The sequence below is a fragment of the Collinsella sp. CLA-ER-H2 genome (genome assembly GCF_040092405.1).
GTDB lineage: Bacteria > Actinomycetota > Coriobacteriia > Coriobacteriales > Coriobacteriaceae > Collinsella.
In genome coordinates this window covers 1-25,583 of record NZ_JBBNLO010000011.1, presented here as the reverse complement: position 1 = coordinate 25,583, position 25,583 = coordinate 1, and the positions used below count along the sequence as shown (strand labels likewise).

The window sequence follows — 25,583 nt, the reverse complement described above, 5'->3', positions numbered from 1 at the left end:
ATCTCTCATATTAGAGATAAGTGAGAGATGAAAGAAAAGATGTCTGCCATCTGTTTCATTTAAACATGTTTTTGCTGGTAGAACAATCAATATTGAGACAATACCATGATTGCTTGTCTCTTTGCTGCTCAGTTATCTCTCGTATTTATCTCTCGTCTTTCAGTTATCTCTCGTATTAGTGACGAATGAGAGATGAGAGATACGTGAGTGATGGACGAGCGTGGTTTTTTGAACGGTCGGAAAATCCCTCAAACAAAAAACGGGGCCGGCCTTACGCCGAACCCCGTTTTCAAACGGACAGTTAGTTATCCAACGCGCGAGCATAGCAGTCAACTTTACGCCGCCGCGAACACTCCCAAGCCCGTTCCGATGATGCAGATCGCGAAGATGCCAATAATAATCCAAATGGTCTTGGCACCCTTTTTGTACAGGGCAACGCAAGCGAACGTTGCCAGCAAAGGCAGCAGACCGGGGAAGATCGAATCGAACAGATCCTGCAGGACAATCTCCGAACCACCCACGTCAAAGGTCAAAGCAGTGGAAAGTGAGACCTGTGCCGCGATCATGGCGCCGATAACGGTCATTCCGAGGACACCGGCAGCATGCGTCATGCGAGACATAAGGTTGTTCTCTTCGGACTGCTGCAGGAACTTGGTTCCCAGGTCGTATCCCAGATGGGCGGCGACGATACGCGTTGCAAAGTTAATCACGGAGTAGATGAGCGCGTACACGATGGGGCCGAGCGGGTTGCCCGTCGACGCGATGCCAATACCAATGCCGGCGGCGACCACGCGGAACGTACCCCAGTAGAACGAATCGCCGATGCCGGAAAGCGGTCCCATGAGGCCGACCTTCATGGCGTTAATCGAGGACGTGTCGAAGTTCTTATCGGCAGCCGCCTGCTCTTCCATCGAAACCGTTAGGCCGGCTACAAACGGAAGCACATGAGGCGTGATGTTAAAGAACTCGGTATGGCGATCAAGCGCCGCATAGTAATCGTCGTCGTTGGGATAGATCTTTCGCAGGGGCTTCTGAATGGTGTACATGAAGCCCATTGCCATCATCTTGTCGTACGACTGCGAGCACTGGCTCGTAAACTGGCGAAGGAACATGCTCCGATACATATCGGGGCTCATAATCGCGTCCTTCTTGGCCTCTTTGAGGTCGGTGTTCTGGGTAGCCATTAGAAGTCCTCCTCTTCATCTGCAGCAACCGTCTGCGGACCGGACGAGCCCTCGCGGAAGGCCAGGAGCAGTGCGACGCAAATGGCAGCTGCGGCGACGCCGATAACGTCCATCTTGAGGTAGATGACCATAATGAATCCCAGGAACAGCCAAGGAAGCAGCTTGTTATCGCCCATGGTCCTAATAAGAAGTGCGAAGCCGATGCAGACCATGACGCCGGATGCAACGTTGAGGCCGTCCATCACAAACTGCGGAATCGCGTTGAGCGCATTGTTGATGAGGTCGGCACCAAAGAACAGCGAGCAAAACACCAGCAGTGCAGACGGAATGCCAATCGACAGCGGCACGACGGTCAGATGGTACAGGTTCGCCTTGACAAGATCGCGATTTGCCAGAGCGGTCTCAATCTTCTTGCAGGCAAAGGCACCCGGAACGGCGTAGCAGAAGTTGCGCCACACCTGAAGGAAGACGGAGACGGGAAGGGCGAGCGCGACGGCAGTTGCCGTGCCCGTACCCGTAATGACGGCAAACGCGCAGCCAAGCACGCCGGAGGCATAGACCTCGGGAGGAACCGCCGCGCCGACCATGATGGCGCCCATGAACATGGACTCCAAAGCAGCGCCGACGATAACGCCCTGCTGGACATCGCCAAGGATCAAGCCGACAAACAGGCTCGTAAACAGCGGACGACCAAGCATCGTAATGCCAAATAATTGCTCGTCCATGGACGCAATAAATGCGACCAGTGCAACTAGAAGTTACTGGACAACCATTTCGATCAACCCCAGAAACAGGTCTGCAGGCGAGGCGTTCTGCGCAGCTCGCCTGCAGACAACCGCAGCAATTTGAGAGGATTAGTAGTTCATCTGGTGATAGTAACGACGCGTGGTAAGCGGGTGGTTACGGACGTGCTCGAGATGGCAGCTCAGACGCTCGGTGATGGTGTAGGTGACCATCGGGGAGACAATCTTGCGGAACTCGGGGTCGCTGAACGGCAGCTCGACCTCGGCGGTGTCGAACTTGTTCACGCGGACATGGACGCCCTTCTCGTCGGCGAGCATGTGGGTGAAGTTGTCCACGCGGTCCATGAGCTTGCGGGTGTCGTCCTCGCCGTAGAGCATGATGAGGCTCGTGCCCTCCTCGCACAGCTCGATGGTGCCGTGGAAGAACTCGGCGGCGTGGATGGACTTGGTCTTGATCCACTGCATCTCCTCGAGGATGCACATAGCGTAGTCGTAGGCCTCACCCCAGAGCATGCCGGAGCCGATCACCATGTGGTAGTCGGTGTCCTTGAAGTCCTCGGCCATGGCGGCGCAGCGCTCGTCCTGAGCGTCCTTGGCCTTGATGAGGTACGGAGCGATGTTGCCGAACTCCTCCATGAAGGTGTCGTACTTGGGGAAGGCGCCGGCGTTCTTGAGGAAGCGGGCGACCAGCGTGATCTGGTAGGTGTAGATGGCCTCGCACAGAACGTCGTCCTCGGCGAAGCTGAAGAACTTGTAATCGGCGTACTCGGTTGCCGGGGTGTTGTCGTTGGAGACATACATCAGCGTGCGGGCGCCCTGCTCCTGGCAGAACTTGGCGGCCTCGATGATCTCGGGGGTGGTGCCGGTACGGGTGGAGAAGACGCAGACCGAGTCCTTGTTGAAGGTCTTGGGCGGGCATGCGAGGAACTCAGCGGCAATCTCGCAGTGGACGTCGACGTCGGCCGTGGTGGTCTCGACCCAATACTTCATCGGGAGCGTGTGGGCCCAGGTGCCGCCGCAGCCGATGAAGAAGATGTTGGAATAACCCTGCTCGCAGACCTTGTCCACGGCAGCCTCAATCTGAGGACGGAGAGCGAGGGCATCGCTCACAACCTTCTCGTAACGAGGCTCATCGAAATTGAACATCCCTTACTCCTAACTCACTTGGATGAACCCTTCATTCATCTCATGACGTTATAATACTTTATATAACTAACTATGCAAGAACTATTTCAGATTTTTTTGATTTTTCTTTAATAAAAAGCCCGCCGATTAAATGATCGACGGGCTTAAGAAAGGAGGACCTAGTTAATAAATGCTAGACAATGGCATGTTTCCAGCTAGAAAACGTCCTTGGCAAATACCTTTGAGTCATTGGGGACCTGACGGATTTCGATAACCACGCCATCATTGACAAGCTCTTGGATATGCTCGGCATCGGTTTCGGTCGCAAAGATCGCGGGAGTCGGATGAAGCGTGGTCTCGGGAGACTTTCGAGTTCCGCCCAAATTGATCTCTTTGATGTCTTTGCAACCCTTAGCAAGGCGATAGGCATCCTCGATCGTCTCGACAATGATAAACAGCGAATACTTGTCGGTGACGCCGCTGTTGAGCGCCTCGATGGCCGCGTTTACGTCTTTTATGACGAGCTTCACGCCGTTGGGACGAGCTAGCCTCAAAGCGGCTTTTCTCATGTCGTCCTTTGCCACGGCATCGCTGGCACACAGGATGCAATCGACATCCAGCGCATGTGTCCAAGACATGGCGACCTGGCCGTGAATCAATCGGTAATCGACCCTCGTAAGCTTAATCATCGTAATCATCTCCGCGCGTAATAAAGGTAATGACAGGGTTGAATTATTCGTTGAAGCTTGAGCTAGAACTCTTCTTCTTCGACATCGGCGAGCATATCCGCCGCCTCACAAAGCTGGATAAACGAACGCGATCCCTCGACCGCGGCTTTGGCCTTGTCCGCATCCAGGAAGTCCAGCTGTGTAACCATTTCCACCAGCAGCGGCAAGTTCATTCCGGCGATCAACGTAAACGATCCGGCGGCCTGCCTCTGGATGAACTCGTTGTTTACGGAACCGCCAAAGATGTCAGTTACGACAAACCACGTGTCGGCCGGATCCTTCGACTCCATCCAAGCATCGATAAGCGCTGCGACATCCCTCGTGTCGTCATCGACATAGGCGCACAGACACTCGATTCGGTCGTTGGCGCCCATCAGAATCTCCAGAGAGCTTTTCATACCTTGGGCGAGATAACCATGACTCGCTAGCAATATCTTATTCATAGTTCTCCAATATCAATAAGACGTACTATATTGTCATAACAAAGTATATAAGCAATTTCCTTTTTGCGGTGCGTTAATTCTCCAATTCCGCGAACGGTAACAATTGGTCGGTAAAACGGCCGCTCCTTTTACAGAACGGCCGCCCTTGCTTACAGATAGAACTTCAGTCGCTCGGTGCAGTACACCTGACGGGAGATGAAAAGCGGCTCGCCGCTTGGAGCATAACGTCTATCGACAAACAGAAGCAGCGGAGAGTCCAGCTCCACGTTAAGGTATGCCTCCTCGAGCTCGCTCGCATTGCAGACCTCGAGCGTACGCGTGTTGGGACCCATCTTGATCCCCTGGCGATCGAGTACCGCCATCAGCGAATCCTCGAGGGATTCATGCTCCAAAAAAGAAAGCGCAGCGGAATAGCTATTGGTTTCCAGCATCGTGGGCTTGTCATCCACAAGGCGCAGACGACGACTACGCAATACCTTTTGGGTATCGTCTACGCCTAGGAACTTCGCGTCTCGCAGGCTTGGGAAGTCCCAGCCCATTGCGAGAACCCTGGTAGACGCCTGTTTTCCAGCAAGCTGGCACGAATGGGTAAAGCTCTCACGGTCGTCCGCGGCATACATCTGTGTGTCCGACGAAACGAACGTGCCCTTGCCGCGGGCCCTCTCAACAAGCCCAGCATCTTCCATTTCTTTAATTGCGGAGCGAACCGTTATTCGGCTCACGCCAAATTGCTCGATGAGCTCCGCCTCGGTCGGAAGCTTATCTCCCGGGCGGTACGTGCCGTTGGCGATCGAATCAGAAAGCGCACGAACAATCTGTTTGTACAGGGGGATAACGCTATTTGCTTCAACCATATCAACCATACCTTTGCAAGGAATCAGCAGCTTATAGATAGATGACTTATATTGTATTAGAACTTTTTAGGAGTCCATATATTTCCTAAATGATTCGGTAAACGGGGTGTTATTTCACTTTAGCGGGATGCAGCGGCTACCCGCGGCATTCGTTATCAACCTAGCTAGGCTAGTCCACCCACATCGTTTCCAGTTCGCTGCAGAGCCGCGGCCCCATATGGGTATACTCTCGAGGATTCGACTCGATTCGCCCCCGCTGGGGCGTCAAAGGAGACTGCATATGCCCACCACCACCTCAACCGATCCGCGCGCCGCTGCTGCCGCGCTGCTGGTACCCGGTACCACATGCCACGGTTTTGCCGTCGAGCGCTGCGAGACCGTGCCCGAGCTCGACTCGGACGCCTACGTGCTGCGCCACACTGCCTCGGGCGCTCGCCTGCTGTACCTGGCATGCGACGACGAGAACAAGGCCTTTGCCATTGGCTTTAAGACGCCGCCAGCCGATTCCACCGGCGTGTTCCATATTCTTGAGCACTCGGTGCTGTGCGGATCGGCCAAGTTCCCCGTCAAGGAGCCGTTTGTCGATCTGATCAAGAGCTCCATGCAGACGTTCCTCAACGCCATGACCTACCCCGACAAGACCATCTACCCCGTTGCCACCACCAACGAGCAGGACCTCTACAACCTGATGGACGTGTACCTGGACGCGGTGTTCAACCCGGCTATCTATACCAAGCCCACCATTTTTGAGCAGGAGGGCTGGCACTACGAGCTGGACCTGCCGGAGGGCGTCGAGGGCGAGGACGGCGACAGCTCCGCCAGCCTGCGCGAGGGCACGCTGTGCTATAACGGCGTGGTGTTCAACGAGATGAAGGGCGCACTGTCCGACCCCATGAGTGTGCTGGACGACGCCGTCAACGCCGCGCTCTATCCCGACACCGCCTATGCGCACGAGAGCGGCGGCGACCCGCGCGCGATTCCTGCGCTCACCTACGAGCAGTTCCTGGACACGCACGCGCGCCACTACAACCCTTCCAACTCCTACATCACGCTCTACGGCGACCTGGACGTGGACCGCGCGCTGGCCTTTTTGGACGAGCGCTATTTGTCGCAGTCGAGCGCTGCGAGCCGCCGCATGGACGCAGCCGTCGCCGCCGGCGAGGACCCGTCCACGCTGGCGCCCAATCCGCTGGGCGTGCAGGCGCCCGTGACCTGCGAGTATAAGCGCGTCGAGATGGCAACCACGCCCGAGAACGCCCTGGTGGGCTTGGGCTTTGTGCTGGGTAGCGCGCTCGATCGCAAGCGCACGATCGCTGCGGATATCTTGTTCGAGGCGCTGCTGGGTTCCAACGAAGCGCCGGTTAAGAAGGCCATTTTGGCCGCCGGCGTGGGCGGCAACGTGGTGAGCTACACCGCGGCCGAAAGCCTGCAGCCCTACGAGCTCATCATGCTGCAAAACGCGCAGCCTGGTGTGGCGCGCGAGCTGCGCCGCGTGTTCCAAGACGCCTGCCGCGACCTGTGCGAGCATGGCGTTCCGCGCGAGCGCCTGGAAGCCATCATCAGCAGCAACGAGTACGACCTGCGCCAGCGTGATTACGGCATCGCCGACGGCGTGGCCATTGCGTGCGACGCGCTGAGCACCTGGCTCTACGATGACAACGCCGCGACGCTGGCGCTCAAGTACGGTCCGGTGTACGAGGAGCTGCGCGGCGAGCTGGACGGTAGCTACTTTGAAGACCTGCTGCGCGAGCTGGTGCTGGAAAACGACCACATGGCGCTCGTCGAGCTGGTGCCGGTGGACGCCGGCTCCGATTCGGAGGGCGCCGAGGGCGCTGAGCTGGCAGCCAAGCGCGATGCCATGACCGATACCGAGATGGCCGACGTGGTCGAGCGCACGGCCGCGCTGCGTGCCGCGCAGGAGGCCGAGGACACGCCCGAAGCCAAGGCCACGCTGCCGCGCCTGCGCGTGTCCGACATTAGCGAGGCACGCCCCGAGCCGCCGCTGGTCGTGGACACAACCGCACCCATCCCCTGCCTGCGCCACGACATCCCCACCAACCGCCTGGCCTACGCCATGCAATATTTCGATCTGGGTTGCGTCGCGTTTGAGGACCTGCCCTACGTGACCCTGCTCTGCCGCCTGCTCAAGCAGCTGCCCACGAGCGAGCACTCGGCCGAGGAGCTCGATAATCTCATCGCCGGCAGGCTGGGCTTTTTGAGCTTTACGACCGAGGTCATGACGCAGCCCGACGTGGACGGCGTGCGCCCCTACCTGCTGGTAAGCGCCGGCGCCCTGTCCGAGAAGATCGATGCGCTGGCAAACCTGCCGCGCGAGGTATGGTCGAGCACGCTGCTGGCAGACGCCGACGCCGACCGCGTGCGCGACGTGCTCACGCAGATTCGCATTGGGCTTGAGCAGGTCTTTATCAACAATGGTCACTCGGCGGCGCTCGGTCGCGCGATGAGCTACAGCTCGCCTTCGGCCGTGGTGCGCGAGCAGCTTTCGGGCGTGAACTTCTACCTGTTCCTTCGCAATCTGCTCGAACACTTTGACGAGCGTCTGGACGACCTGCGCGCCAAGCTTGCCGAGCTGGCAGGCCGCATCTTTGTGGCCGATGGCTGCATGGCGAGCTTTACCGGCAGCGATGAGGACTTTGACGCGTACTGGGATGCCGCGGGCAACCTGGGGCTTGGCGCGGGCGATGGTGCCGGCCGCGACGCGCTCGTGGTGCCGGCGCCGTGCGACCGCCACGAGGCTTTCGTGATCCCCAGCGACATCTGCTTTGCCGCGCGTGCGTGCGATCCGCGTCGCTTGGGGCTCGACGTGACAGGCGCTTGGGCCGTGGCTGCCAACGCGCTCTCCTACGACTACCTGTGGAACGAGATCCGCGTGAAGGGTGGTGCGTACGGTTGCGGATTCCGCGCAGCCGGCGAGCGTCAGGCGGCGTTCTACACCTACCGCGACCCGGCAATCGACCCCTCGATTGAGCGCGTGGAGCGCGCGGGTGCATGGCTTGGCCGCTTTGAGCCCGACGAGGCCGCCTTTGAGGGCTTTATCGTGAGCTGCGTGAGCGGCATGGACGCGCCGGTGAAGCCGTACGCGCTCACCAAGCGCCGCAACACGACCTACCTGGCAGGGCTCGATCCGCATGCGCGCGAGGAGCGTCGCGCCCAGATGCTCGCCGCCACGCCCGGTGAGCTGCGCTCGCTCGGCACCGACGTGACGCGCATCGCAGCCGAGTCGCCCACCTGCGTCTTTGGCGGCCGAGACGTCATCGCCAAGAGCAATGCCGGCTTTACCGTCATCGACCTGCTGGCTTAATGCACAAAGGTAGATTTTTGGGACATGCCTAAAAATCTACCTTTTTTCTGCGGTTTGAGCGGGGCGGCGCAGCCCACCACAAAGGTGCCTGTCTCCTTCCTCAGTTGTGATTCGAACACTTGTTCTATACGCACACATGTTCTATAGTAGAGGTGCTTGCATCGAACTGAAATTGCAACTAGAATATAGTTGCAGAATGTGAGGCGGGATGACTCGATCCGATAAACTCATCGCCCAGCTGCTTAGCTGTCCTTCAACGTATAGATTCGCTGACTTTCTTAAAGTTATGGCTTCATATGGCTTTGAAATGGACAGCAAAGGCAAGACATCCGGATCGCGCGTTCGCTTCTACAGGCCATCAGATGGCAGGATGTTCGTAATGCACGCGCCTCATCCATCTGACGAATTGACAGCGGGGACCATTCGAAACATCGTTCGCTTTCTGCAAGATGTCGGAGGTAGTCATGAGTAACGTTTTGGCATACAAGGGTTATTTCGCCCCGGTCGAGTTCGATGCCGAACAGCATGTGCTAACAGGTATGGTCGCCGGCATTAGGGACGCAATCGTATTTGAAGGCTCCACGGTTGAAGAAGTGGAGCGATGCTTCCACGACGCCGTCGACGATTACCTTGAGTTTTGTGCCGAAAAGGGCAAGGAACCAGAGCGGGCTTTTAAGGGCTCATTCAATGTGAGAACAGGCTCCGAGCTTCACAAGCAGGCAGCACTGGCGGCGGCAAAGAAGGGTGAATCGCTTAACAAATTTGTGGCCGAAGCAATCGCCGCGGCGTTGTAATAGAGACGAGTCGCCATCAAAACCACCACGAGGGTGCCTGTGTTCCCTTCGTGGTGGTTTTCGCTGTTTGCCCAGATAAAACCTGCCAAAATAAACCTGTCCCTTTTTGGTAGGTTTGGGAGAGGAAGCCGAGATGGACAAGGCTGAGTTGCGGCGGGCGGTGATTGCTCGGCGCGATGCTCTTGATTTGGATGTGCGGGCGGCAAAGTCTGCCGTTATCTGTGCGCGGCTGGTTGAGCTGTTTGATCGCTTGGGTGTCGCGGCGCCGCACACCGTTGCCGTCTATGCCGCGATGGGTTCCGAGGCAGATCCCGCCGCCTTTGCCGCTGCGGCCGCCGCGCGCGGCTGGCGCGTAGCCTATCCGTGCATGCTCTCGGCAATTGATGCCGCAGCTTGTGACCAGCGCATGTGCATGCGGGCGGTCGCCGCCAGCGACGCGGCCGCGGCTCCGTTTATCACCCATCCTACGCGAACCTTCGCTGCCGCGGACATCGACAGCGACCGCTTCCCCATCGTGTCTGCCGAGGCTCTCGACATGATTGTTGTGCCGCTCGTGGCCTTCGACCGCACCGGCGCACGCCTGGGCTACGGCGGCGGCTGCTACGACCGCTACCTGCCCACGCTTTCGGCCACATGCCAGATCATCGGCATCTCCTTTGACGAACAGCGCGTCGACCACATCCCCACCGATGCCCACGACCTGCCGCTGCCCAACATCATCAGCGCCTAACCGCTGCCACATCAGGCACGGCTACAGCAGTACCATCGCAGCCTAGTGCTCCTCGCCGGCGCGGGCCAGGTCGTAGGGCGTGGTCTGGTAGACGTAATAGTTGAGCCAGTTGGTGTAGAGCAGCTGAGCCTGGCTGCGCCAGACGTTACGCGGCTCGGCGGTGGGGTCGTCGCCCGGGAAGTAATGCGCCGGCACCTGAGGGTTGAGCCCGCGCTTCACGTCGCGCTCGTACTCCAGGCGCAATGTGTCGGTATCGTACTCGGGATGGCCAAAGACAAAGAAACGGCGGCTGTCGGTCGACTTGACGATGTATAGGCCTACCTCGTCGGATACGGCCACGACCTCAAGCTGCGGCTCGGCCTCCACGTCCTCGCGGCGCACATCGGTGTTGCGCGAATGCACGGCATAGAAGCGGTCGTCGAAGCCGCGGACCAGCGGGCTTTGCGGCTTCACCAAATAATGCTCGAACACGCCACTTGCCTTGGCCGGTAGATCGTACTTCTGAATGCCGTAATGGTGATACAGGCCAGCTTGCGCGCCCCAGCAAATGTGCAGCGTGGAGTGCACGTGCGTGGTGGACCAGTCCATGATCTGGCAGAGCTCGGGCCAGTAGTCGACCTCCTCGAACGGCATCTGCTCCACGGGCGCGCCCGTGATAATCAGGCCGTCGTAGTGGATGTCGCGGATGTCGTCGAACGTGCGGTAGAACGTCTCCAGGTGACCGGCGCTCACGTGCGTGGCCTCGTGCGTCTTGGTGCGCAGCAGGTCCACCTCCACCTGCAGCGGCGTGTTGGAGAGCTTGCGCATGATCTGCGTCTCGGTGGCGATTTTGGTGGGCATGAGGTTGAGGATGAGCACGCGCAGCGGACGGATGTCCTGGTGCAGCGCGCGGTACTCGGTCATGACAAAGATGTTCTCGCTCTCGAGCTGCGCGGCGGCAGGGAGGGCGTCGGGAATGCGAATGGGCATGGATGCTCCTTACGAGTCAGTTGCAGCTATGGTACAACGAGCGGCCCCATCCGCGCGAGCACATCGCCCAGCGATGCCGTCAGCGGCCCAAATCACTCCAAAAGTAGAGATTAAAGCATGTCCCAAAATTCTACGGCGCTTTAGCCTAGCAAAGTGGCAGCAGGACGCTACAATGGTTCGACGCGAAAAACTCGGCCGAAAGGATACATATATGTACCAGACGCGTAAGATCGGTGTGGTCGGCCAGGGCCACGTAGGAGCACATGTCGCCAACAGCCTGCTTATGCAGGGCATTGCCGATGAGCTGTACCTGTGCGATATCAACGAGGCCAAGGTGACGTCCGAGGTCCAGGACCTGCGCGACTCCCTTTCGTTTGTCCCGTATAACACCAAGATCGTCAACTGCTACGACCACTACGAGGAGCTTGCCTGCTGCGACGTCATCGTCAACGCCGCCGGCAAGGTCGCGCTGGCCGCCGGCAACCGCGACGGCGAGCTGTTCTTTACCACCGACGCCGCCCGCACCTTTGCCAAGCGCATCGTCGACGCCGGCTTCGACGGCATCTTCGTGAGCATCTCCAACCCCTGCGACGTCGTGTGCACCGAGCTGTGGCACCTGACCGGCTACGATCCCAAGAAGATCATCGGCTCGGGCTGCGGTCTGGACTCCGCCCGTCTGCGTACCGAGATCTCCAAGAAGGTCGGCGTGAGCCCCAAGTCCATCGACGCCTACATGATCGGCGAGCATGGCTTTAGCCAGCTGGCCGCCTTTAAGGCAGCAACCATCGCCGGCAAGAGCCTTAACGAGCTCCAGGCCGAGAACCCCGACAAGTACGCCTTCGACCACATGGAGGTCGAGGAGCTCGCGCGCAAGGGCGGCTATGTGACCTACCAGGGCAAGCAGTGCACCGAGTACGCCGTCGCCAACTCCGCCGCGCGCGTCTGCGCCGCCGTTCTGCACAACGAGCACGCCGCACTTTCGGCATCTACGCTCATGACCGGCCAGTATGGCGAGGAGGGCATCTTCACCTCCCTGCCGTGTGTGATCGGTGCCGAGGGCGTCGAGGAAGTCTACACGCTCGACCTGTCCGAGCACGAGCTCGAGGGCTTCCACAAAAGCTGCCAGCACATCCGCGACAACATCGCCCAGCTCGACTGGTGGGACACCGAGGCATACGACGCAAAGTAGGCCGCCGGTTGCCGCAATCTCGCGAATCTAAGCGCGATACCAAGCGGGCCGCGCCGGAAATCCCCGGCGCGACCCGCTTTTTGACTCACACGGCACGCTTGCGAATCGAAGGTGAATGTTCTTCGGCAGATGGAACAGGGCGCTTTAATCCTCAAACCACGCGATTGCGCGAATGGGCGAGCCGTCGCAATCCTCAATTTTGAGCGGTGCGCAGCTAAACCAGAACAGATCGTCGCCGCAACAGTCCAAGTCCTTAAGATTCTCGATGTTGACGATATCGCATGCGCGGAACAACTTCTTGTGGCGCGTCAGGTTTTCGTCCGCGATGGGGTCGAGTCCAATTACATCAAAGCCGATGCCCTTGTAGCCGCCGTCGATGATCAGTTCCAACACCTCATCGTCCACGCAAGGATAGTCGCCAAAGTACGCCTCGGTTCCCCAGCGCTTATCCCAACCCAAGTTAAACAGCAAAAACTCGGCTTGGGTCACCTTGTCGCCATAGGGACGGAGCTGCTCCACAGTAATGGCCTCACCCTCGGCGAGCATGCGGCAATCGACAACCAATGCCCTGCCTATAAACTGGCTTGCCGGAAACGCATCGAGCGTCGTGCGGTCGGCAAACAGATGCGCCGGTGGATCCATATGCGTCCCCGTATGGGTGTACATCTGCATGAGCGTCTCTTTAAATCCGTCGTGCTCGTAGGTGCTCGCCGGCTGCAGCTTGGGTGTATCGGCTCCGGGAAATACCGGCATGTCTTCCCTAATAGTGTGAGTCAAATCAAGAACGCGCATGTTCAATCCCCATTTCTTTCTTGGCAAAGCAAAACGGGGCCCGCACTTGGCGGAAGCCCCGTCGTGAGAGGTTATTCCCGGTACCTAGTACTGCTCGATGCCCATGTAGCGACGAATCTCGGGGCTGTGGTCGAACACCTTGCCGCGGGCGGCGCGCAGCTCGCAGCTCATGTTGTAGAAGAAGATCGGCTCCAGGAACGAACGCACGCTGGCAGGCACTTCACCCACGCCGTACTCGAGCGCATCGAGCACCATGACTGTATCGGTGTGCGTGTTGAGGAACGCCAGCGCGCGCTCCTCCATGGGGCGGCACTCGCCCGATCCGAGCTGCACAAAGTAGAACACGCCGGGCTCGGTGGCTTCGAACGGGCCGTGGAAGTACTCGCCGGAGTGGATGTAGCAGCAGTGCTGCCACTGCATCTCCATGAGCGAGCAGATCGCCATGGCATAGGTCTGGCTAAAGTTGGGGCCGGAGCCCAGGATATAGAAGAACTTGTGCTGCTGGCAGAGCTCGGCAAAGCGGGCGCCCAGCTCGGCGTTGACCTTCTCACGGGCGGCGGGCAGCAGCGCGTCCATCTGCTTAAGGCCTTCGTACATGTCGGCGAGCGCTTCGTAGCCCTCCTGCTGGTCGAGCAGTTCGGCGGCGATCAGAGCGCCGATGCCCTGCGGCACCTCGGCCTGCGACACGCCCTCGCCCCACGGATAGACCCAGGTAGTCCACTTGCCGTTGTCGATCTTTGAGCCCTCGCAGTCGGTGAGGGCAACGACTTCGGCACCGGCGGTCAGCGCCATCTCGCAGCCGTCGACGACCTCCTGCGTGTTGCCGCTGTGGCTGCAGGCGATGACGAGCGACTTCTCGCCAAGACTCTTGGGAGCCATCAGGCAAAACTCGCGCGCCGTATAGACCGTCGAGGTAAACGTGGTGGCCTCGCGCTTGAGCAGTTCGTTAGCCGGCATGAGGTCGATCATCGAACCGCCACAGGCGATCCAAAAGACGTTCTCGACCTTGCCCTTGCGCTCGATGATTTCCTGAACCAGATCATGTGCGTTCATGCTGATGCTCCTCCTTGTGGGGCGGCTTTGAACGACGACAGCTCATACCTGCTGTCGTTCTATGTTGTCCTATTTATAGCACGTGTAACAACGCCCGTGAAGTCATCTCAGCAAATTTGTTCTATATTGTTCTATCTGTGGACGTTAGATGTCGAAGACGTAGCGCGAGCCCACGATCTTTTGGCGGCCGAGCAGTAGAGGGCGCCCGCCGGCGTCGGTAAAGTAGGCCTCCATATAGAAGAGAGGCTCGCCGACCGGCACCTCCAGCAGCGGGGCCGTCTGAGTATCGGCAAGCGCAATCTCCACGGTGCAGGGGTCGGACTTGAGCGGCGCGCGACCCGAATGCTCGGCAACGAGCGCAAAGATTGAGTTATCGGTGAGGTCCTCGTCGGCCAGCGTCTGCAGGTAGGGATGGTCGGCGAGCACAAAGGCGTTGTTCTCGAGCATGACGGGGATGCCGTCGGCCGTGCGCACGCGCTCGACCACGATAAGCTCGCAGCCGGGCTCCACGCCAAAGAACGCCGCATCCTCGTGCGTCGCCGCGACCACCGTGCGCGACACCAGACGCGCACCCGGCACCATGTCGTTGGCAGCACAACCCTCAGTAAAGCTCTGGACGTCACCCTTCTGGCGAATCTTGCGCTTGAGCTTGGGGGCGCACACAAACGTGCCCCTCCCCTGCTGGCGGTTGAGATACCCCGCGCGCGACAGCTCCTCGATGGCACGGCGCACGGTGATGCGCCCCACGCCGTAGGACTTCGCGAGCTCCATCTCGGCAGGGATGCGCGAGCCGGCCACGTACACGCCGCGCGCGATCTCGCCCTTTAGGTCGTCCATGACCTGCTGGTACAGCGGCACGGCGGGCACGTCAGTGCGGTCGGTTTTATCGTCGAATGCCATCGTTACACTCCATCCCGCGCATGCTCGGACTCAAATTCTTCAATCGCCGCCATAAACTGCTCGCCAAAGGCGTCGGCCTTTTTCTCGCCGATGCCGTTGACCTGGATAAGCTCGTCGCGCGTCTGTGGGCGTAGGCGGCACAGGCCGCGCAGGGCCTTGTCGGAAAAGACCATGTACGGCGCCATCTCCAGCTCCGTCGAGATCTCCTTGCGCAGGGCACGCAGGCGCTCGAACAGCTCGGCATCGTCGCCAACACGCGGGCGCTGATCCAGCTCGGCCTCCTCGCGCAGCAGATCGACGGCGCGGCGGGCGCGGGCCGAAGCTTTGCGCTTGGACGCACGACGCTTAACGGTAAAGGCGAACGCCTCATCCTCGACCTCGACGGCACGCGGACCCAGCCCCACGACCGGGTACTGCCCCTGCGAGGTGGCCAGATAACCGCGGCCGCACAGCTGGCCGATGATGTCCTTGATGCGCCCGACCGATTCGCTCGACAGCTCACCGTAGCCGCGGTCCTCGTCCAGATGCATCTGGCGAATGCGCTCGGTGTTGCCGCCGTGGAGCACATCGGCGATGAGCGACTTGCCAAAGCGCATGGGACGCGTGGCCACGTAGCGCACGGCGGCGCGGGCCATATCGGTGACGTCCTCGACCTCGAACTGCGTGAGGCAGTTGCTGCAGTTGCCGCAGCTCTCGACGTCGTCCGCGGCGGTGCCGCCCGTACTGGCCGCGGCATGCTCGGCCGCGGCCTCGTCGCCAAAGTAGCGCAGCATGTATTCGCGCAGGCAGCCGGTGGTATTGCAGTAGCCCTCCATCTGGCTGAGCAGACGATATCGATTCTGGAGCGCCCACGCGCGCTGCTCGTCGTCGAGCGCCTCATCGGCAGCATCGCCGCGGTCGATCAGAAAGCGGCGCATGCGAAAATCGTTGCCGTTCCACAGCAAGTAGCAGCTGGCCGGGTCGCCATCGCGGCCGGCGCGGCCCGCCTCCTGGTAGTAGGCTTCGATGCTCTCGGGCACGTTGTTGTGGATCACGTAGCGCACGTTGGGCTTGTCGATGCCCATGCCAAAGGCGTTGGTGGCAACCATCACCTGGATATCGTCGTCGATAAAGGCGCGCTGGCTTTGGCGACGGGCGTCGTTGCCCATGCCGGCATGGTAGCGGCCAACGCGAATGCCGCTGGGGCCCAGCGCCTCGGCAAGCTCGCCCGCCAGCGCATCGACCGTCTTGCGGGTCGAGCAATACACGATACCGCTCTCGCTCGAATGCGCGATCACATAGTCGCGCACCCAGGCAGTCTTGGCCTTGTCGCCCATCTCCTCGCAACCAAAGTAGAGATTCTTGCGATCGAAGCCCGTCACCACCGTCGCAGGGTTTTGCAGGCCGAGCATCTGCTGAATATCCGCACGCACGCGTTCGGTCGCCGTGGCGGTAAACGCCGCCACGATGGGGCGCTGCGGCAGGGAATCGATGAACTCACGAATCTGCAGATAGGCGGGGCGGAAATCCTGACCCCATTGGCTTACGCAGTGGGCCTCGTCAATGGCCACGAGCGGCACGCCAATGCCGGCGGAACCCGCAGCCTCCTGCGCAAAGGCCAAAAAACGCGGCTCGAGCAAGCGCTCGGGCGCCACGTACATAAGCTGGTAGCGGCCCTCGCGCGCCCGCTTGAGCACGGTGTTTTGCTGGGCCGGAGTAAGGCTGGAGTTGAGATAGCTGGGTCGCGCACCCGCCGCGAGCAACGCACGGGTCTGGTCCTCCATAAGCGACAGCAGCGGACTCACCACAAAGGTGATGCCGGGCAGCATGAGCGCGGGCACCTGGTAGCAAATGGACTTGCCGGCACCCGTGGGCATAACACCCAGCGCATCGCGACCGGCAAGGATCGCATCGACCATGCGGTCCTGTCCCGGGCGAAACGAGGTGTAGCCAAAATAGGCGCCGAGCGTGTCGAGCGCCATCTGCTGCATGCTATCGGTCATGGTTTCCTAACGTCCAAGTCATCTGCCGCCGATTATACGCCGCCACGCGGACCGGTGCCGCACGGCTGTCGCCCACGGGCAACGCAATCCAAAAGGAACGAGCGTGGGATTTTTGGACACTTTCCCAACGGCTAATCTCTTGACAAGCGCGCAAACGTCGCTGGTTGAGCATAAGTCAGCGAAAACGCCCCTGAGCGAGCAAGGTGACGTGAAAGAGGAGGGAAGCGTACTTTGGGTACGCGACCGACGATTGAACGTCAGATTGCCGCTTAGGGGCGTTTGCAGCGTCGAGCCGTTACGCGGTTTGGTAAAACCGCGTAACTTACATGACCATAACGTAGCGCGATCCCACGTAGTACTGCTTACCCATCAAAACCGGCTCGTCATCGGGACCGGTAAAGCCGGCACGCAGGTTGAGCAGCGGATCGTGCGGAGCAATGCCCAGCTCGGCCGCCTGCTCGGCGTTAGCTCGAACGGCCTCGACCGTACGGTAGCCAACCGAGACAATCGGCGTTCCGCCAACACGCTCGACCTCGGCAAAAATCGACTTGTCCTCAAGATCGGCCGTCAACAGCTCACGGTAGGCGTCAAACGGCACAAAGATGTTCTCCTCAAAGATGGGCTCGCCGTCGGCCGTACGCACGCGCTTGATATGCAGCAGCAGCGCATCCTTCTGCAGGCCAAAGAACTCCATCTCGTTTTGGCGCGCCGGAACGATCTGGCGATCGATCACGTGCGCACCGGCCTTCATGCCGTTGCCGGCACACAGCGCGGTAAACGTCTGCAGCGTCGAGGCGTGAAACTGGCGGTTGATGTGCGGCGTGGAGACAAAGGTGCCGCGGCCCTGCTGCTTAACCAGGTAACCATCGGAGCACAGCTCCTCGACAGCGCGGCGCACCGTAATACGGCTCACCTCGTACTGCTCGGCTAGTTCAAGCTCGGACGGAATACGCTCCTTGGGTGCATAAACACCTTTCTCGATCGCATCCTTGATTTCGTCATAAATCTGCTGGTAAAGCGGTGCATTTTTGGGCGCAGGCATATCTGATCACTCTTATCAAAATAGCTAAATTTCTAATACGTATATAACGTCTAGTTTCATGTTACCTCATATTGATAAAACGATACACCCTCCCTACCAAAAAGCGACAGCTTCATTTTGGTAGGTTTTATCTGGGCAAACGAGAGCCCTCGAAAGCAACGGGGCTTTCGGGGGGCTCGTTCGGATGGGTTGCGCAGGACCGGCAAAATGCCAATACCCTACTTGCCGTCGTCCTGCTGCAGGCTGTCCTGTTCGCTGAGGCGCGCCTGCCTGCTGGCCATGCGTGCGGGCTTGTCGGGATCGGGAACGGCCGTGGGCATGGGCTCGTCGACATGACCGCCCCACCAGCCGCCCACAAAGTTGAGCGTGTGGAACACGTTGATCACGGCGCCGGGATCAACGTCGCACACCAACTTGATAATGTCCTGGCTCTCGTAGGTCGAAACAACGGTGTTCAGCAGGTACATCTTTTCGCGGCTGTATCCGCCGACGACCTCGGCGCAGCTAATGCCGTGCTGAAAATGGTTTACGTAGGCAGTCATGACCTCGTCTGCCTTGCGCGTCGTAATCTGCAGCGTCACGCGATCGTAGCGACGATAGAAACTGTCGATGGTCTTGGTCGAAATAAACTGGAACACGATGGAATACGCCGCCTTGTCCCAGCCAAACATAAAGCCAAAGATCGCCAGGATAAAGCAGTTGAAACCAAAGATGACGCCCCAGATGGTCTTGCCCGTGTGGCTGGAAACCCACAGCGCGATAAAGTCGGTGCCGCCGGTGGATGCGCCGGATTTAAGTGCGATGGCAGCGCCCAGACCCGAGACCACGCCGCCAAAAATGATGAGCATGATCTTGTCGCCCAAAAATGGAGCGAAGTGAAAGACGTTGAGGAACAGCGACGAGAGCACGACCTGCATCATCGAGAAGATGACGAAGCGCTTGCTAATGCCGCTCCAGCATAGGAGCGCCACGGGGATGTTGAGCGCGAGCATACCGAGCGAAATGTCGATGTGAACGCCGCCCAGCGAGGTAACGCGATCGAGCAGGACCGCAACGCCGGTGAGGCCGCTCGGAAGCAGGTCGGCGGGCTGAATGAACGCCTGGATCAGGAATGTCTGGAGGACGGCAGAAATTGTGACCGCCACGGCAGTAATGGCACGGCGGACGATGGTGAGGCGGCCGAGCATGAGCACGCGGTCCGTGAGCTGATCGATGGCGTTCGCCACGTAGGCTCCTTTCGAAGGCAGATGTGGTTGTGGGGCATGCCCGCGATTGTAGCATGGAGCGTGCGGGGGCGCTTCAATTCAACCTCCCTCGACAACCAAAACGGGACCAGCAACCCCCACGACCAAAGGGCAAAATTCCAAGTGAGTAGACTTTTTACGATCTGCCGAGCACACCCAAAACCGCCACCCCTGTGACCTGCGGTTTTACAAAGGAAGATATGCATTGTGCTCGGCCTGCGCCAAAAAGTCTACTCACTTAGTCCGAATCGAAGCCAAACGGATCAAAATCGAAACCAAATTGAGCCAGTCCAACGCAAAAAACGTTTGAACCCGTGCTTCTCGCGGCGGATTGACACTACAAAGCGGCCAAAATGTCGGTCAGATTATCAATAACGGCATCGGCTCGCGATTGATCGAGGTTGACGCCCTCGTGCGGACGCAGTGCCAGGACGCGGGCGCCGGAACGTTTGCCAGCCTCGATCCCCAAAGGCGAATCCTCGATAACCAGGCACTCGGCAGGCTCCACCCCCAGCGCCTCCATGGCACGCAGGTAGATCTCGGGGTCGGGCTTAAACGCACTGCACTCGTGACCGCTGATGGTGTAGTCCAGCACATCGGCGATACCGGCAATCTCTACCAGCTCGTCAATGAGCTCACGATAAGACGAGCTCGCGATGGCACACTTCACGCCGCGCTCGTGCAGTGCGCGCATCACCGGCTCCGTCTGCTCGTTGAGCAGCTCGGCATACGGAACGGGGTGGTCCGGGCTGTAGACCTGCTTGTACTCCACGCGAAGGCGCTCGCGCAGCTCAACATCGTCGGGCACCAGCGCCTCCCAAATGGCCGGCTCGTTAGACCCCGAAAGATCGGGGATCTCGTCAAAGTGGAACCCCTTCTCCTCCATAAACGCCACGCGACGACGGTTGTAGAACCACTCGGTATCGACCAGCACGCCGTCCATGTCAAACAGCACTGCTTTGATCATACGCATCTCCTCCCACCTGCCAAATAGAGACAGGTTTATTTTGGTAGGTTTTATCCTGGGTTTTGCGACGCGACAGGCGTGCCCTCCCAAGAGCAAAAAAGGGGACGGGGCGCAAACCCCATCCCCTCTCAATCAACCCGTAAGGTCTACTTACTTGTGATTAGTAGGAAAGCTTCCACATGTAGCGACGCATGGTCAGCGGGTGCTGACGGGCCTCGGCGATCTGGTTGCCGTACTCGCGCATAACGGCGAGGTGCAGCAGCGGGTTGAAGTAGGTGACGACGCTCGCGGGCACGGCGTCAGCCAGGCCGTAGTCCTTGGAGTCGATCAGAGCGACCTTGGCGCCCATGCGCTCAAGGAAGGTGAGGGCGCGGGCGTCCATCGGACGGGTAGCGCCATCGGACATGAAGAAGACGTAGGGCTTACCCTCGGTGGAAACCTCGAACGGGCCGTGGAAGTACTCGCCGGTGTTGTAGGCGGCGGCGTCGATCCACTGCATCTCGGTGAACAGGAAGGCGGCGTGAGAGTAAGCCATCTTCTCGGAGGCACCAGAGGCCATGAAGTAAATCATCTTGTCGTCCTTGAAGTCCTCAGCGAACTTCTTGGCGAGCTTCTTGCAGGACTGAGCAGCGTTCTCGCAGAGATCGAAGACGTTGGTGAGGCCGGTGATCATGTCGTCGTACTTGTCATAGCCCTCGGTCTGCTGAAGGATCTCGAGAGCAAGAGCGATGGCATAGCCGGGCTTCTCGCACTTGGCAGCGAAGTTGGCGTGGAAGCCGTGAACGATGACGTAGTCGGCGTCGACGGTCAGAGCGGAGCCAGCCTTGTTGGTGAGGGAGACGACCGGGCAGTTGTGCTTCTTGGCGGTCTTGTTGGCCTCGACGGTCTCGGGCGTGGAGCCACCGAGGGAGCAGGTGATCACGAAGGTGTGCTCGTTGACCCAGGAAGGCGTGTCATAGTTGAACTCGTTAGCGGTGAAGATCTGAACGTTCAGCTTGTCCGTGTTGTTGGCCAGGAAGTACTTGGCGGGGTACAGGTCGGACATGGAAGCACCACAGCCGACGAAGGCGACACTGTGGATCTCGTGGTTGGACAGGACGTCAGCGACGATCTGCTTAGGGAGGTTAAGGTCGATCTCGTACATCTGACACATTCCTTTCGATTTTTGCGGCGCCACATTGCCGGGCGCTCGCAGGGTTACCGTGATTTGGACCGAGTCGCCGGCCCGTTGAGGATGCGACAAAGGGACTGTCCCATTGTCGCATTTTGGGGATGGAAGCCTGCCTGGGGTATGGGATGCCAGGCAGGCCCCCGGGGGAAAGCGGTTAGACGCTTGGTCGCGACTAGGCCAGGATGCCGGCCGCGGAGAGGGCGATGCCGCCCACGATGGCGATCACGAGAAGCCAACCGGTGTTGACGTTCTTCTTGATGAGCCAGTACATAAGGCCGGTGAGGCCAAGGGAGATCATCTGGGGCATCATGCCGTCCAGGATGTCCTGGATAACGACGGTGCCCTCAGCGAGCTGCAGCGGGGTGGTGGCGCCGATCAGCGTGGCGATCATGCCGCCTACGGACATAAGACCCACGATGCCGCAGACATACATGAGCTTCTCCATGAGGTCGCCGCCCTGAAGCTTGCTCAGGTACTCGTGGCCGCCCTGATAGCCCATCTTGGCTGCGAACCAAGTGATCAGCACAGAGGGGACGATGGAGATGAGCATGGCCAGGATCGGGCCCATGATGGAGCCCTGCTGAGCCAGCTGAACGCCCAGACCAAAGGCGATAACACGGATGGTGCCCTGGAAGAAGGAGTCACCGATGCCGGAAAGCGGGCCCATAAGGGAGGTCTTGACCGCGTTAATCGAATCGGGGTTGAAGTTCTCGGGATCCTTGGCGTACTCCTCCTCCATGGAGGCGGTGAGGCCCAGGATAAAGGCGCTCGTCTGCGGGGTGCAGTTGTAGAACGCCATGTGACGGTGGTAAGCCTCTTTCTTAGCAGCGAGCTGCTTGGGGTCGGACTCGTCCGGATAGAGGCGGTCGAGCGTGGGAACCATGCCGTAGAGGAAGCCCATGTTCATCTGACGCTCGTAGTTCCAAGAGGCCTGGATGGCCCAGGAGCGCCAGAAGAACTGGCTGACCTTCTTGTTCAGGGACACGTCCTTGGTTGCGGTTGCCATAGTGTGTTCCTCCTTAGTCTTCGTCGTCTTCGAGCGGATCGTAGTCGGAATCGACACCGGCGGCTGCATGGGACCCGTTGAACTTGAAGCCCATGAAGACGACAGCCAGGCACACACCGATCAGAGCGACCGCGATGACGGACAGGTTGAGGTAAGCGGCGAGCAGGAAACCGATGAACAGGAACGGAGTCATACCCTTCTTGATCATCATGGTGAGCAGCAGGGCCAAGCCGTAGGCGGTCATGATCTTGGTCGAAACGTTAAGACCAGTGGACAGCCACTCGGGAACCATGTTGACGATGGCCTGAACCAGGTCGGTGCCAACAAAGACGGCGAGGAAGATCGGCAGGAAGTACATGATGGCGTACAGACCGGAGCCGGCGCAGATGTGCATACGGTAGGCGGTCTTGAACTTTCCGTTATCGATCGCGCTATCTGCCACATGGGTGAGGGCGGCGATGATGGAACGGAACACGATGCCGAGGAGCTGACCCAGGACGGCGACCGGGATGGCGATCGTCATGGCGGTCTCGGCAGAAGCATCGGTCAGGCACGCAAAGGCAGCGGCCACGATGCCGCCCAGGACCATATCGGGCGGAACGGCGGCGCCGACCTGCACCAGGCCCATGGACACGAGCTCGACGGCGGCACCGACGGCAAGGCCGGTGGGCACATCGCCCAGCAGCAGACCGACGAGTGTAGCGCCAACGAGGGGCTGCTCGAAGTTAAGACGACCGAGCAGGCGGGAGTCCCACATGCAGAACACGCCGACGAGGCCGACGAGCACCGCACTGATGAACGTATTCATACCCTTCTCCTTTCAGTCAGGCAAAAGCCTGGTTGATTACAGCTTGGCGTCGATGTCGACGCTCTGATACGTAGGGGTCTGCTGGACATAGAGCTTGATGCCCATGTCGAGCAGCTGGTTGACGTCGGCCTTCTGGGTGGCGTCGAGGAAGACGGAGCTGTCCTTGCCGCCGACCTGATCGGCACCGTCGTGGTTGGCGGTGGCGCCCAGGTTGATGGCGTCGAGCTTGTAGCCCTGACAGAACTGCAGCATCTCGGCAGTGTTGCCAAAGACGAACATGACGCGCTCGCCGAGGGTGTTGAGCTTATCCATCTTGGCGAGGGCACGCTCGACGGTGAAGACGTTCAGGCGCACGCCCTGGGGCTTGGCCAGCTTAAGAGCGCCCTTCTTGATGTCATCGTTGGCGGCAGCGTTGTCGACGACGATGATGCGCTCGGCCTGAACCTTGGTGGTCCAAGTAAAGACGACCTGGCCGTGCAGCAGACGGTAGTCAAGACGTGCGAGGACGATCTTGGCGGGACCGGAGCTGTGACGGGACGCCTTGGCCTTCTTGGCGGGAGCCGCGGCGGCCTCGACCGGTGCGTTGGGGTTGGTCAGACCGGTGCGGGCCTCATTGATGAGGGCCGCGAGCTCGGCGCCCTTGACGGGGGCGGGGCTCATAGCAAGCGTGAGCGCCAACGGGATGTTGAAACCGCTGACAACCGTGAACTTCGTGCCGTTCTTGGAAAGCTCGACCATGTTGTTGTTGACCGAGCTGCCGAGCATATCGGTCAGCACATAGACGGTGTCGTCCGCGTTGAACGTGGCGATCATAGCCTCAACCTTATTGGTGATGGGCTCCTTGTCGTCACGAGCAAGCGACACGACGTGGACGTTCGACACGTCGCCGAGAACCATCTCGAGCGTGTCTTTGGCGCCTGCGGCCAGGCCGCCATGAGATGCGAGAATGATCTGATTCATCTTGCCTCCTCCTTTTCGTTATGGTCATTATAACGTCTTATACGTTGCTTATATTGCTAATTAGTATAAAGACCGTTCGCGGGTGAAAATCGACCGTTGACGGGTTTAACGTACTCGAAACGTTGGACTGGGTAGGCCGGCGCTAGCTGGATAACCCCAGGTCAGACCCTGCGCGCAATCCCCTATCGCACGAAGTACCAGGGGCTTTCCTGTACGGTGGGTTCCAGCGCAATGCCGGTGCGTTCCTTAAACAGATCCATGTCCTGAGATTTTTCGGTCCACCACGCGTTGGGCTTAAAGGTCATGCTCTCAATGACATGACCGACAAACACACTGTTGCGCAGCTTGGAGAAGTCGGTGTTCATAATCAGGATGGACGCGAGCACCAACACGATGCCCAGGACTTTAATCGCGCCGGCGGGCTCGGCGTAGACACCAATGCCCACCAGTACGGTGACGACCGTCTCGAAAGACATTACGACGGGAACTTTCGATGTCTCGAGCCCCATGGACAGACCCTGCATATATAAGATGTAAGCAACGGCTGTGGGGATGAGTCCAAAGCCAAGGAACAGCAGCAGCAGCTGTGGCGACATTGCCGCGGCGACATCCGGCCACGGAGCCGCGATAGCTGCCATAACCGCACCGCCAAAAACAAAGCCCCAAAACGTGACAGCCAGCGGGTGGACCGTCTTGGTTGCTATTCGGCTAAACACCGCGAGCGACGCACCACAAAGGCCTGCAATCACGCCCGACGTGACGCCCCAAACCGAAAAATGAAAACCGGAAAGGTCGCCATTGGTCACTGCAAGCACGCAGCCTACGATGTTAAAGACAATGGCAACGAGCTTGTTGGGGGTCACGTCCTCGCGATAAAGCACGCGGCCGAGCATGACGCCAAACACCGGCGAGGTGTAGAGCAGCACCGAGGCCGTGGACATGCCCACCTCGCCCATGCACTCGTAATAACAGGTGTTGGCGGCGGCCAAACCGACGATGCCGACAAGCGCACAGGGAACAAGCTCTTTAGGGCTTGCCTTGAACAGGGCCAGCGGACCCTGAGCCACGGTAGACCCCTCACCCGGACGGCAGCCCATAAACATCAGGACCGGCGCCAAGATAAGCGCTCCGACCAACAAGCGAAAGGCAGCCATGCTCTGGGACGAAACGCCCATGGCCGAGATGCCGTTTACAAAGATTCCGATGCTGCCCCACATAAGCGCGGCGATCAGCACCAGCACATAGCCCAGATTGCTTTTCTTCAACGCAGCCTCCTCGGTATTGTTTCCAATATGTTTCGTACTACGTTATAGTCGTTATATACATTTTTCAAGACACAATTCGGCGAACGAGGAAATGATTCCCAGGAGTGACCCCAAGTGCCAACCACGGCAACGCCGACGTTTTGGCAATGTCAGCGAGCGCCCGTCATTTGAGCCAAGGTGCCGTGAAATCAAAACCACCCCTAAAAGGGGTGGTTTGCTCTTAGGGTATAACCCTTGGATTTCCGGCACGCGTCTAAAGGCGCCGGCCCTCACGGGGTTCGGGCCGCACTGCAGGTTGACCCGTGACGGGCC

The 25,583-nt window shown here is 59.3% G+C and carries 23 protein-coding genes; 4 read left to right on the top strand and 19 right to left on the bottom strand.

Annotation, left to right across the window (positions count from 1 at the left end; all coding sequences use genetic code 11):
• Positions 1 to 335: 335 nt before the first annotated feature.
• The 6 genes from AAAX59_RS04590 to AAAX59_RS04565 all read right to left on the bottom strand — a co-directional run bounded on the left by AAAX59_RS04590 (position 336) and on the right by AAAX59_RS04565 (position 5,077).
• The gene (locus AAAX59_RS04590) at positions 336 to 1,184 is read right to left on the bottom strand and encodes a PTS system mannose/fructose/sorbose family transporter subunit IID (RefSeq protein WP_349070851.1); all 849 of its coding nucleotides are present in this window, start codon (positions 1,182 to 1,184) and stop codon (positions 336 to 338) included.
• Positions 1,184 to 1,930 (bottom strand): PTS sugar transporter subunit IIC, encoded by a 747-nt coding sequence (locus AAAX59_RS04585; RefSeq protein WP_349070894.1) that lies wholly within the window; start codon positions 1,928 to 1,930, stop codon positions 1,184 to 1,186. The genes AAAX59_RS04590 and AAAX59_RS04585 overlap by 1 nt, the downstream gene beginning before the upstream one ends.
• 108 nt (positions 1,931 to 2,038) lie before the next feature.
• Entirely contained in the window at positions 2,039 to 3,073 is a 1,035-nt protein-coding gene (locus AAAX59_RS04580) for an SIS domain-containing protein (RefSeq protein ID WP_022094037.1), read from the bottom strand.
• Between the two features lie 194 nt (positions 3,074 to 3,267).
• Positions 3,268 to 3,741 carry a PTS sugar transporter subunit IIB gene (locus tag AAAX59_RS04575; RefSeq protein WP_138339750.1) on the bottom strand — a complete coding sequence of 158 codons (474 nt, stop codon included), beginning with the start codon at positions 3,739 to 3,741 and terminating at the stop codon, positions 3,268 to 3,270.
• Positions 3,742 to 3,803: 62 nt separating this feature from the next.
• Positions 3,804 to 4,223, bottom strand: a complete 420-nt coding sequence (locus AAAX59_RS04570; protein ID WP_138339751.1) for a PTS mannose transporter subunit IIA — start codon at positions 4,221 to 4,223, stop codon at positions 3,804 to 3,806.
• Between the two features lie 149 nt (positions 4,224 to 4,372).
• Positions 4,373 to 5,077 carry a GntR family transcriptional regulator gene (locus AAAX59_RS04565; RefSeq protein ID WP_349070850.1) on the bottom strand — a complete coding sequence of 235 codons (705 nt, stop codon included), beginning with the start codon at positions 5,075 to 5,077 and terminating at the stop codon, positions 4,373 to 4,375.
• Positions 5,078 to 5,357: 280 nt separating this feature from the next.
• On the opposite strand from AAAX59_RS04565, the gene AAAX59_RS04560 reads away from it, so the two are divergent.
• The 3 genes from AAAX59_RS04560 to AAAX59_RS04550 all read left to right on the top strand — a co-directional run bounded on the left by AAAX59_RS04560 (position 5,358) and on the right by AAAX59_RS04550 (position 9,923).
• The gene (locus AAAX59_RS04560; protein WP_349070848.1) at positions 5,358 to 8,399 is read left to right on the top strand and encodes an insulinase family protein; all 3,042 of its coding nucleotides are present in this window, start codon (positions 5,358 to 5,360) and stop codon (positions 8,397 to 8,399) included.
• Positions 8,400 to 8,863: 464 nt separating this feature from the next.
• Positions 8,864 to 9,193, top strand: a complete 330-nt coding sequence (locus tag AAAX59_RS04555) for a type II toxin-antitoxin system HicB family antitoxin (RefSeq protein ID WP_055285251.1) — start codon at positions 8,864 to 8,866, stop codon at positions 9,191 to 9,193.
• 133 nt (positions 9,194 to 9,326) lie between these two features.
• Positions 9,327 to 9,923: a 5-formyltetrahydrofolate cyclo-ligase gene (locus AAAX59_RS04550; protein WP_349070846.1), complete on the top strand. Its 597-nt coding sequence runs from the start codon at positions 9,327 to 9,329 to the stop codon at positions 9,921 to 9,923.
• A 42-nt stretch (positions 9,924 to 9,965) separates the two neighbouring features.
• Here the strand turns inward: AAAX59_RS04550 and metA are convergent, their stop codons facing one another.
• A complete protein-coding gene (gene metA / locus AAAX59_RS04545; protein ID WP_117629029.1) occupies positions 9,966 to 10,892 on the bottom strand; it encodes a homoserine O-succinyltransferase in 927 nt (308 codons plus the stop codon).
• A 211-nt stretch (positions 10,893 to 11,103) separates the two neighbouring features.
• Here metA and AAAX59_RS04540 point away from each other — a divergent pair, with 211 nt between their 5' ends.
• On the top strand, positions 11,104 to 12,081 hold the full coding sequence (locus AAAX59_RS04540; RefSeq protein WP_349070845.1) for an L-lactate dehydrogenase: 978 nt from the start codon (positions 11,104 to 11,106) through the stop codon (positions 12,079 to 12,081).
• A gap of 144 nt (positions 12,082 to 12,225) precedes the next feature.
• Here AAAX59_RS04540 and AAAX59_RS04535 read toward each other — a convergent pair whose 3' ends face one another.
• From AAAX59_RS04535 to AAAX59_RS04480, 12 genes are all read right to left on the bottom strand, one after another.
• Entirely contained in the window at positions 12,226 to 12,873 is a 648-nt protein-coding gene (locus tag AAAX59_RS04535) for a cyclase family protein (protein ID WP_349070844.1), read from the bottom strand.
• A gap of 84 nt (positions 12,874 to 12,957) precedes the next feature.
• A complete protein-coding gene (locus AAAX59_RS04530) occupies positions 12,958 to 13,926 on the bottom strand; it encodes an SIS domain-containing protein (RefSeq protein ID WP_055310104.1) in 969 nt (322 codons plus the stop codon).
• Positions 13,927 to 14,070: 144 nt separating this feature from the next.
• Positions 14,071 to 14,826 carry a GntR family transcriptional regulator gene (locus AAAX59_RS04525; protein WP_349070842.1) on the bottom strand — a complete coding sequence of 252 codons (756 nt, stop codon included), beginning with the start codon at positions 14,824 to 14,826 and terminating at the stop codon, positions 14,071 to 14,073.
• 2 nt (positions 14,827 to 14,828) lie between these two features.
• Positions 14,829 to 16,808 (bottom strand): ATP-dependent DNA helicase RecQ, encoded by a 1,980-nt coding sequence (locus tag AAAX59_RS04520; RefSeq protein ID WP_349070841.1) that lies wholly within the window; start codon positions 16,806 to 16,808, stop codon positions 14,829 to 14,831.
• Positions 16,809 to 17,130: 322 nt separating this feature from the next.
• A complete protein-coding gene (locus tag AAAX59_RS04515; RefSeq protein WP_006235129.1) occupies positions 17,131 to 17,850 on the bottom strand; it encodes a GntR family transcriptional regulator in 720 nt (239 codons plus the stop codon).
• A 218-nt stretch (positions 17,851 to 18,068) separates the two neighbouring features.
• A complete protein-coding gene (locus AAAX59_RS04510; RefSeq protein WP_349070840.1) occupies positions 18,069 to 19,076 on the bottom strand; it encodes a YitT family protein in 1,008 nt (335 codons plus the stop codon).
• 355 nt (positions 19,077 to 19,431) lie between these two features.
• Positions 19,432 to 20,061, bottom strand: a complete 630-nt coding sequence (locus tag AAAX59_RS04505) for an HAD family phosphatase (RefSeq protein ID WP_161115153.1) — start codon at positions 20,059 to 20,061, stop codon at positions 19,432 to 19,434.
• Positions 20,062 to 20,221: 160 nt separating this feature from the next.
• Positions 20,222 to 21,205, bottom strand: a complete 984-nt coding sequence (locus tag AAAX59_RS04500; protein WP_229025861.1) for an SIS domain-containing protein — start codon at positions 21,203 to 21,205, stop codon at positions 20,222 to 20,224.
• Between the two features lie 199 nt (positions 21,206 to 21,404).
• Positions 21,405 to 22,238 carry a PTS system mannose/fructose/sorbose family transporter subunit IID gene (locus tag AAAX59_RS04495; protein ID WP_349070839.1) on the bottom strand — a complete coding sequence of 278 codons (834 nt, stop codon included), beginning with the start codon at positions 22,236 to 22,238 and terminating at the stop codon, positions 21,405 to 21,407.
• Positions 22,239 to 22,251: 13 nt separating this feature from the next.
• Positions 22,252 to 23,046 (bottom strand): PTS sugar transporter subunit IIC, encoded by a 795-nt coding sequence (locus tag AAAX59_RS04490; protein ID WP_022095161.1) that lies wholly within the window; start codon positions 23,044 to 23,046, stop codon positions 22,252 to 22,254.
• A 36-nt stretch (positions 23,047 to 23,082) separates the two neighbouring features.
• A complete protein-coding gene (locus AAAX59_RS04485) occupies positions 23,083 to 24,006 on the bottom strand; it encodes a PTS mannose/fructose/sorbose transporter subunit IIAB (protein ID WP_022095162.1) in 924 nt (307 codons plus the stop codon).
• Positions 24,007 to 24,188: 182 nt separating this feature from the next.
• A complete protein-coding gene (locus AAAX59_RS04480; RefSeq protein ID WP_022095163.1) occupies positions 24,189 to 25,271 on the bottom strand; it encodes a DMT family transporter in 1,083 nt (360 codons plus the stop codon).
• Positions 25,272 to 25,583: the final 312 nt, after the last annotated feature.

Excerpts from the sequence above, each read along its gene's own strand:
- AAAX59_RS04590 (WP_349070851.1), bottom strand. The coding sequence starts at position 1,184 with ATGGCTACCCAGAACACCGACCTCAAAGAGGCCAAGAAGGACGCGATT.
- AAAX59_RS04580 (WP_022094037.1), bottom strand. The coding sequence starts at position 3,073 with ATGTTCAATTTCGATGAGCCTCGTTACGAGAAGGTTGTGAGCGATGCC.
- AAAX59_RS04575 (WP_138339750.1), bottom strand. The coding sequence starts at position 3,741 with ATGATTAAGCTTACGAGGGTCGATTACCGATTGATTCACGGCCAGGTC.
- AAAX59_RS04570 (WP_138339751.1), bottom strand. The coding sequence starts at position 4,223 with ATGAATAAGATATTGCTAGCGAGTCATGGTTATCTCGCCCAAGGTATG.
- AAAX59_RS04565 (WP_349070850.1), bottom strand. The coding sequence starts at position 5,077 with ATGGTTGAAGCAAATAGCGTTATCCCCCTGTACAAACAGATTGTTCGT.
- AAAX59_RS04560 (WP_349070848.1), top strand. The coding sequence starts at position 5,358 with ATGCCCACCACCACCTCAACCGATCCGCGCGCCGCTGCTGCCGCGCTG.
- AAAX59_RS04555 (WP_055285251.1), top strand. The coding sequence starts at position 8,864 with ATGAGTAACGTTTTGGCATACAAGGGTTATTTCGCCCCGGTCGAGTTC.
- AAAX59_RS04550 (WP_349070846.1), top strand. The coding sequence starts at position 9,327 with ATGGACAAGGCTGAGTTGCGGCGGGCGGTGATTGCTCGGCGCGATGCT.
- metA (WP_117629029.1), bottom strand. The coding sequence starts at position 10,892 with ATGCCCATTCGCATTCCCGACGCCCTCCCTGCCGCCGCGCAGCTCGAG.
- AAAX59_RS04540 (WP_349070845.1), top strand. The coding sequence starts at position 11,104 with ATGTACCAGACGCGTAAGATCGGTGTGGTCGGCCAGGGCCACGTAGGA.
- AAAX59_RS04535 (WP_349070844.1), bottom strand. The coding sequence starts at position 12,873 with ATGCGCGTTCTTGATTTGACTCACACTATTAGGGAAGACATGCCGGTA.
- AAAX59_RS04530 (WP_055310104.1), bottom strand. The coding sequence starts at position 13,926 with ATGAACGCACATGATCTGGTTCAGGAAATCATCGAGCGCAAGGGCAAG.
- AAAX59_RS04525 (WP_349070842.1), bottom strand. The coding sequence starts at position 14,826 with ATGGCATTCGACGATAAAACCGACCGCACTGACGTGCCCGCCGTGCCG.
- AAAX59_RS04520 (WP_349070841.1), bottom strand. The coding sequence starts at position 16,808 with ATGACCGATAGCATGCAGCAGATGGCGCTCGACACGCTCGGCGCCTAT.
- AAAX59_RS04515 (WP_006235129.1), bottom strand. The coding sequence starts at position 17,850 with ATGCCTGCGCCCAAAAATGCACCGCTTTACCAGCAGATTTATGACGAA.
- AAAX59_RS04505 (WP_161115153.1), bottom strand. The coding sequence starts at position 20,061 with ATGATCAAAGCAGTGCTGTTTGACATGGACGGCGTGCTGGTCGATACC.
- AAAX59_RS04500 (WP_229025861.1), bottom strand. The coding sequence starts at position 21,205 with ATGTACGAGATCGACCTTAACCTCCCTAAGCAGATCGTCGCTGACGTC.
- AAAX59_RS04495 (WP_349070839.1), bottom strand. The coding sequence starts at position 22,238 with ATGGCAACCGCAACCAAGGACGTGTCCCTGAACAAGAAGGTCAGCCAG.
- AAAX59_RS04490 (WP_022095161.1), bottom strand. The coding sequence starts at position 23,046 with ATGAATACGTTCATCAGTGCGGTGCTCGTCGGCCTCGTCGGCGTGTTC.
- AAAX59_RS04485 (WP_022095162.1), bottom strand. The coding sequence starts at position 24,006 with ATGAATCAGATCATTCTCGCATCTCATGGCGGCCTGGCCGCAGGCGCC.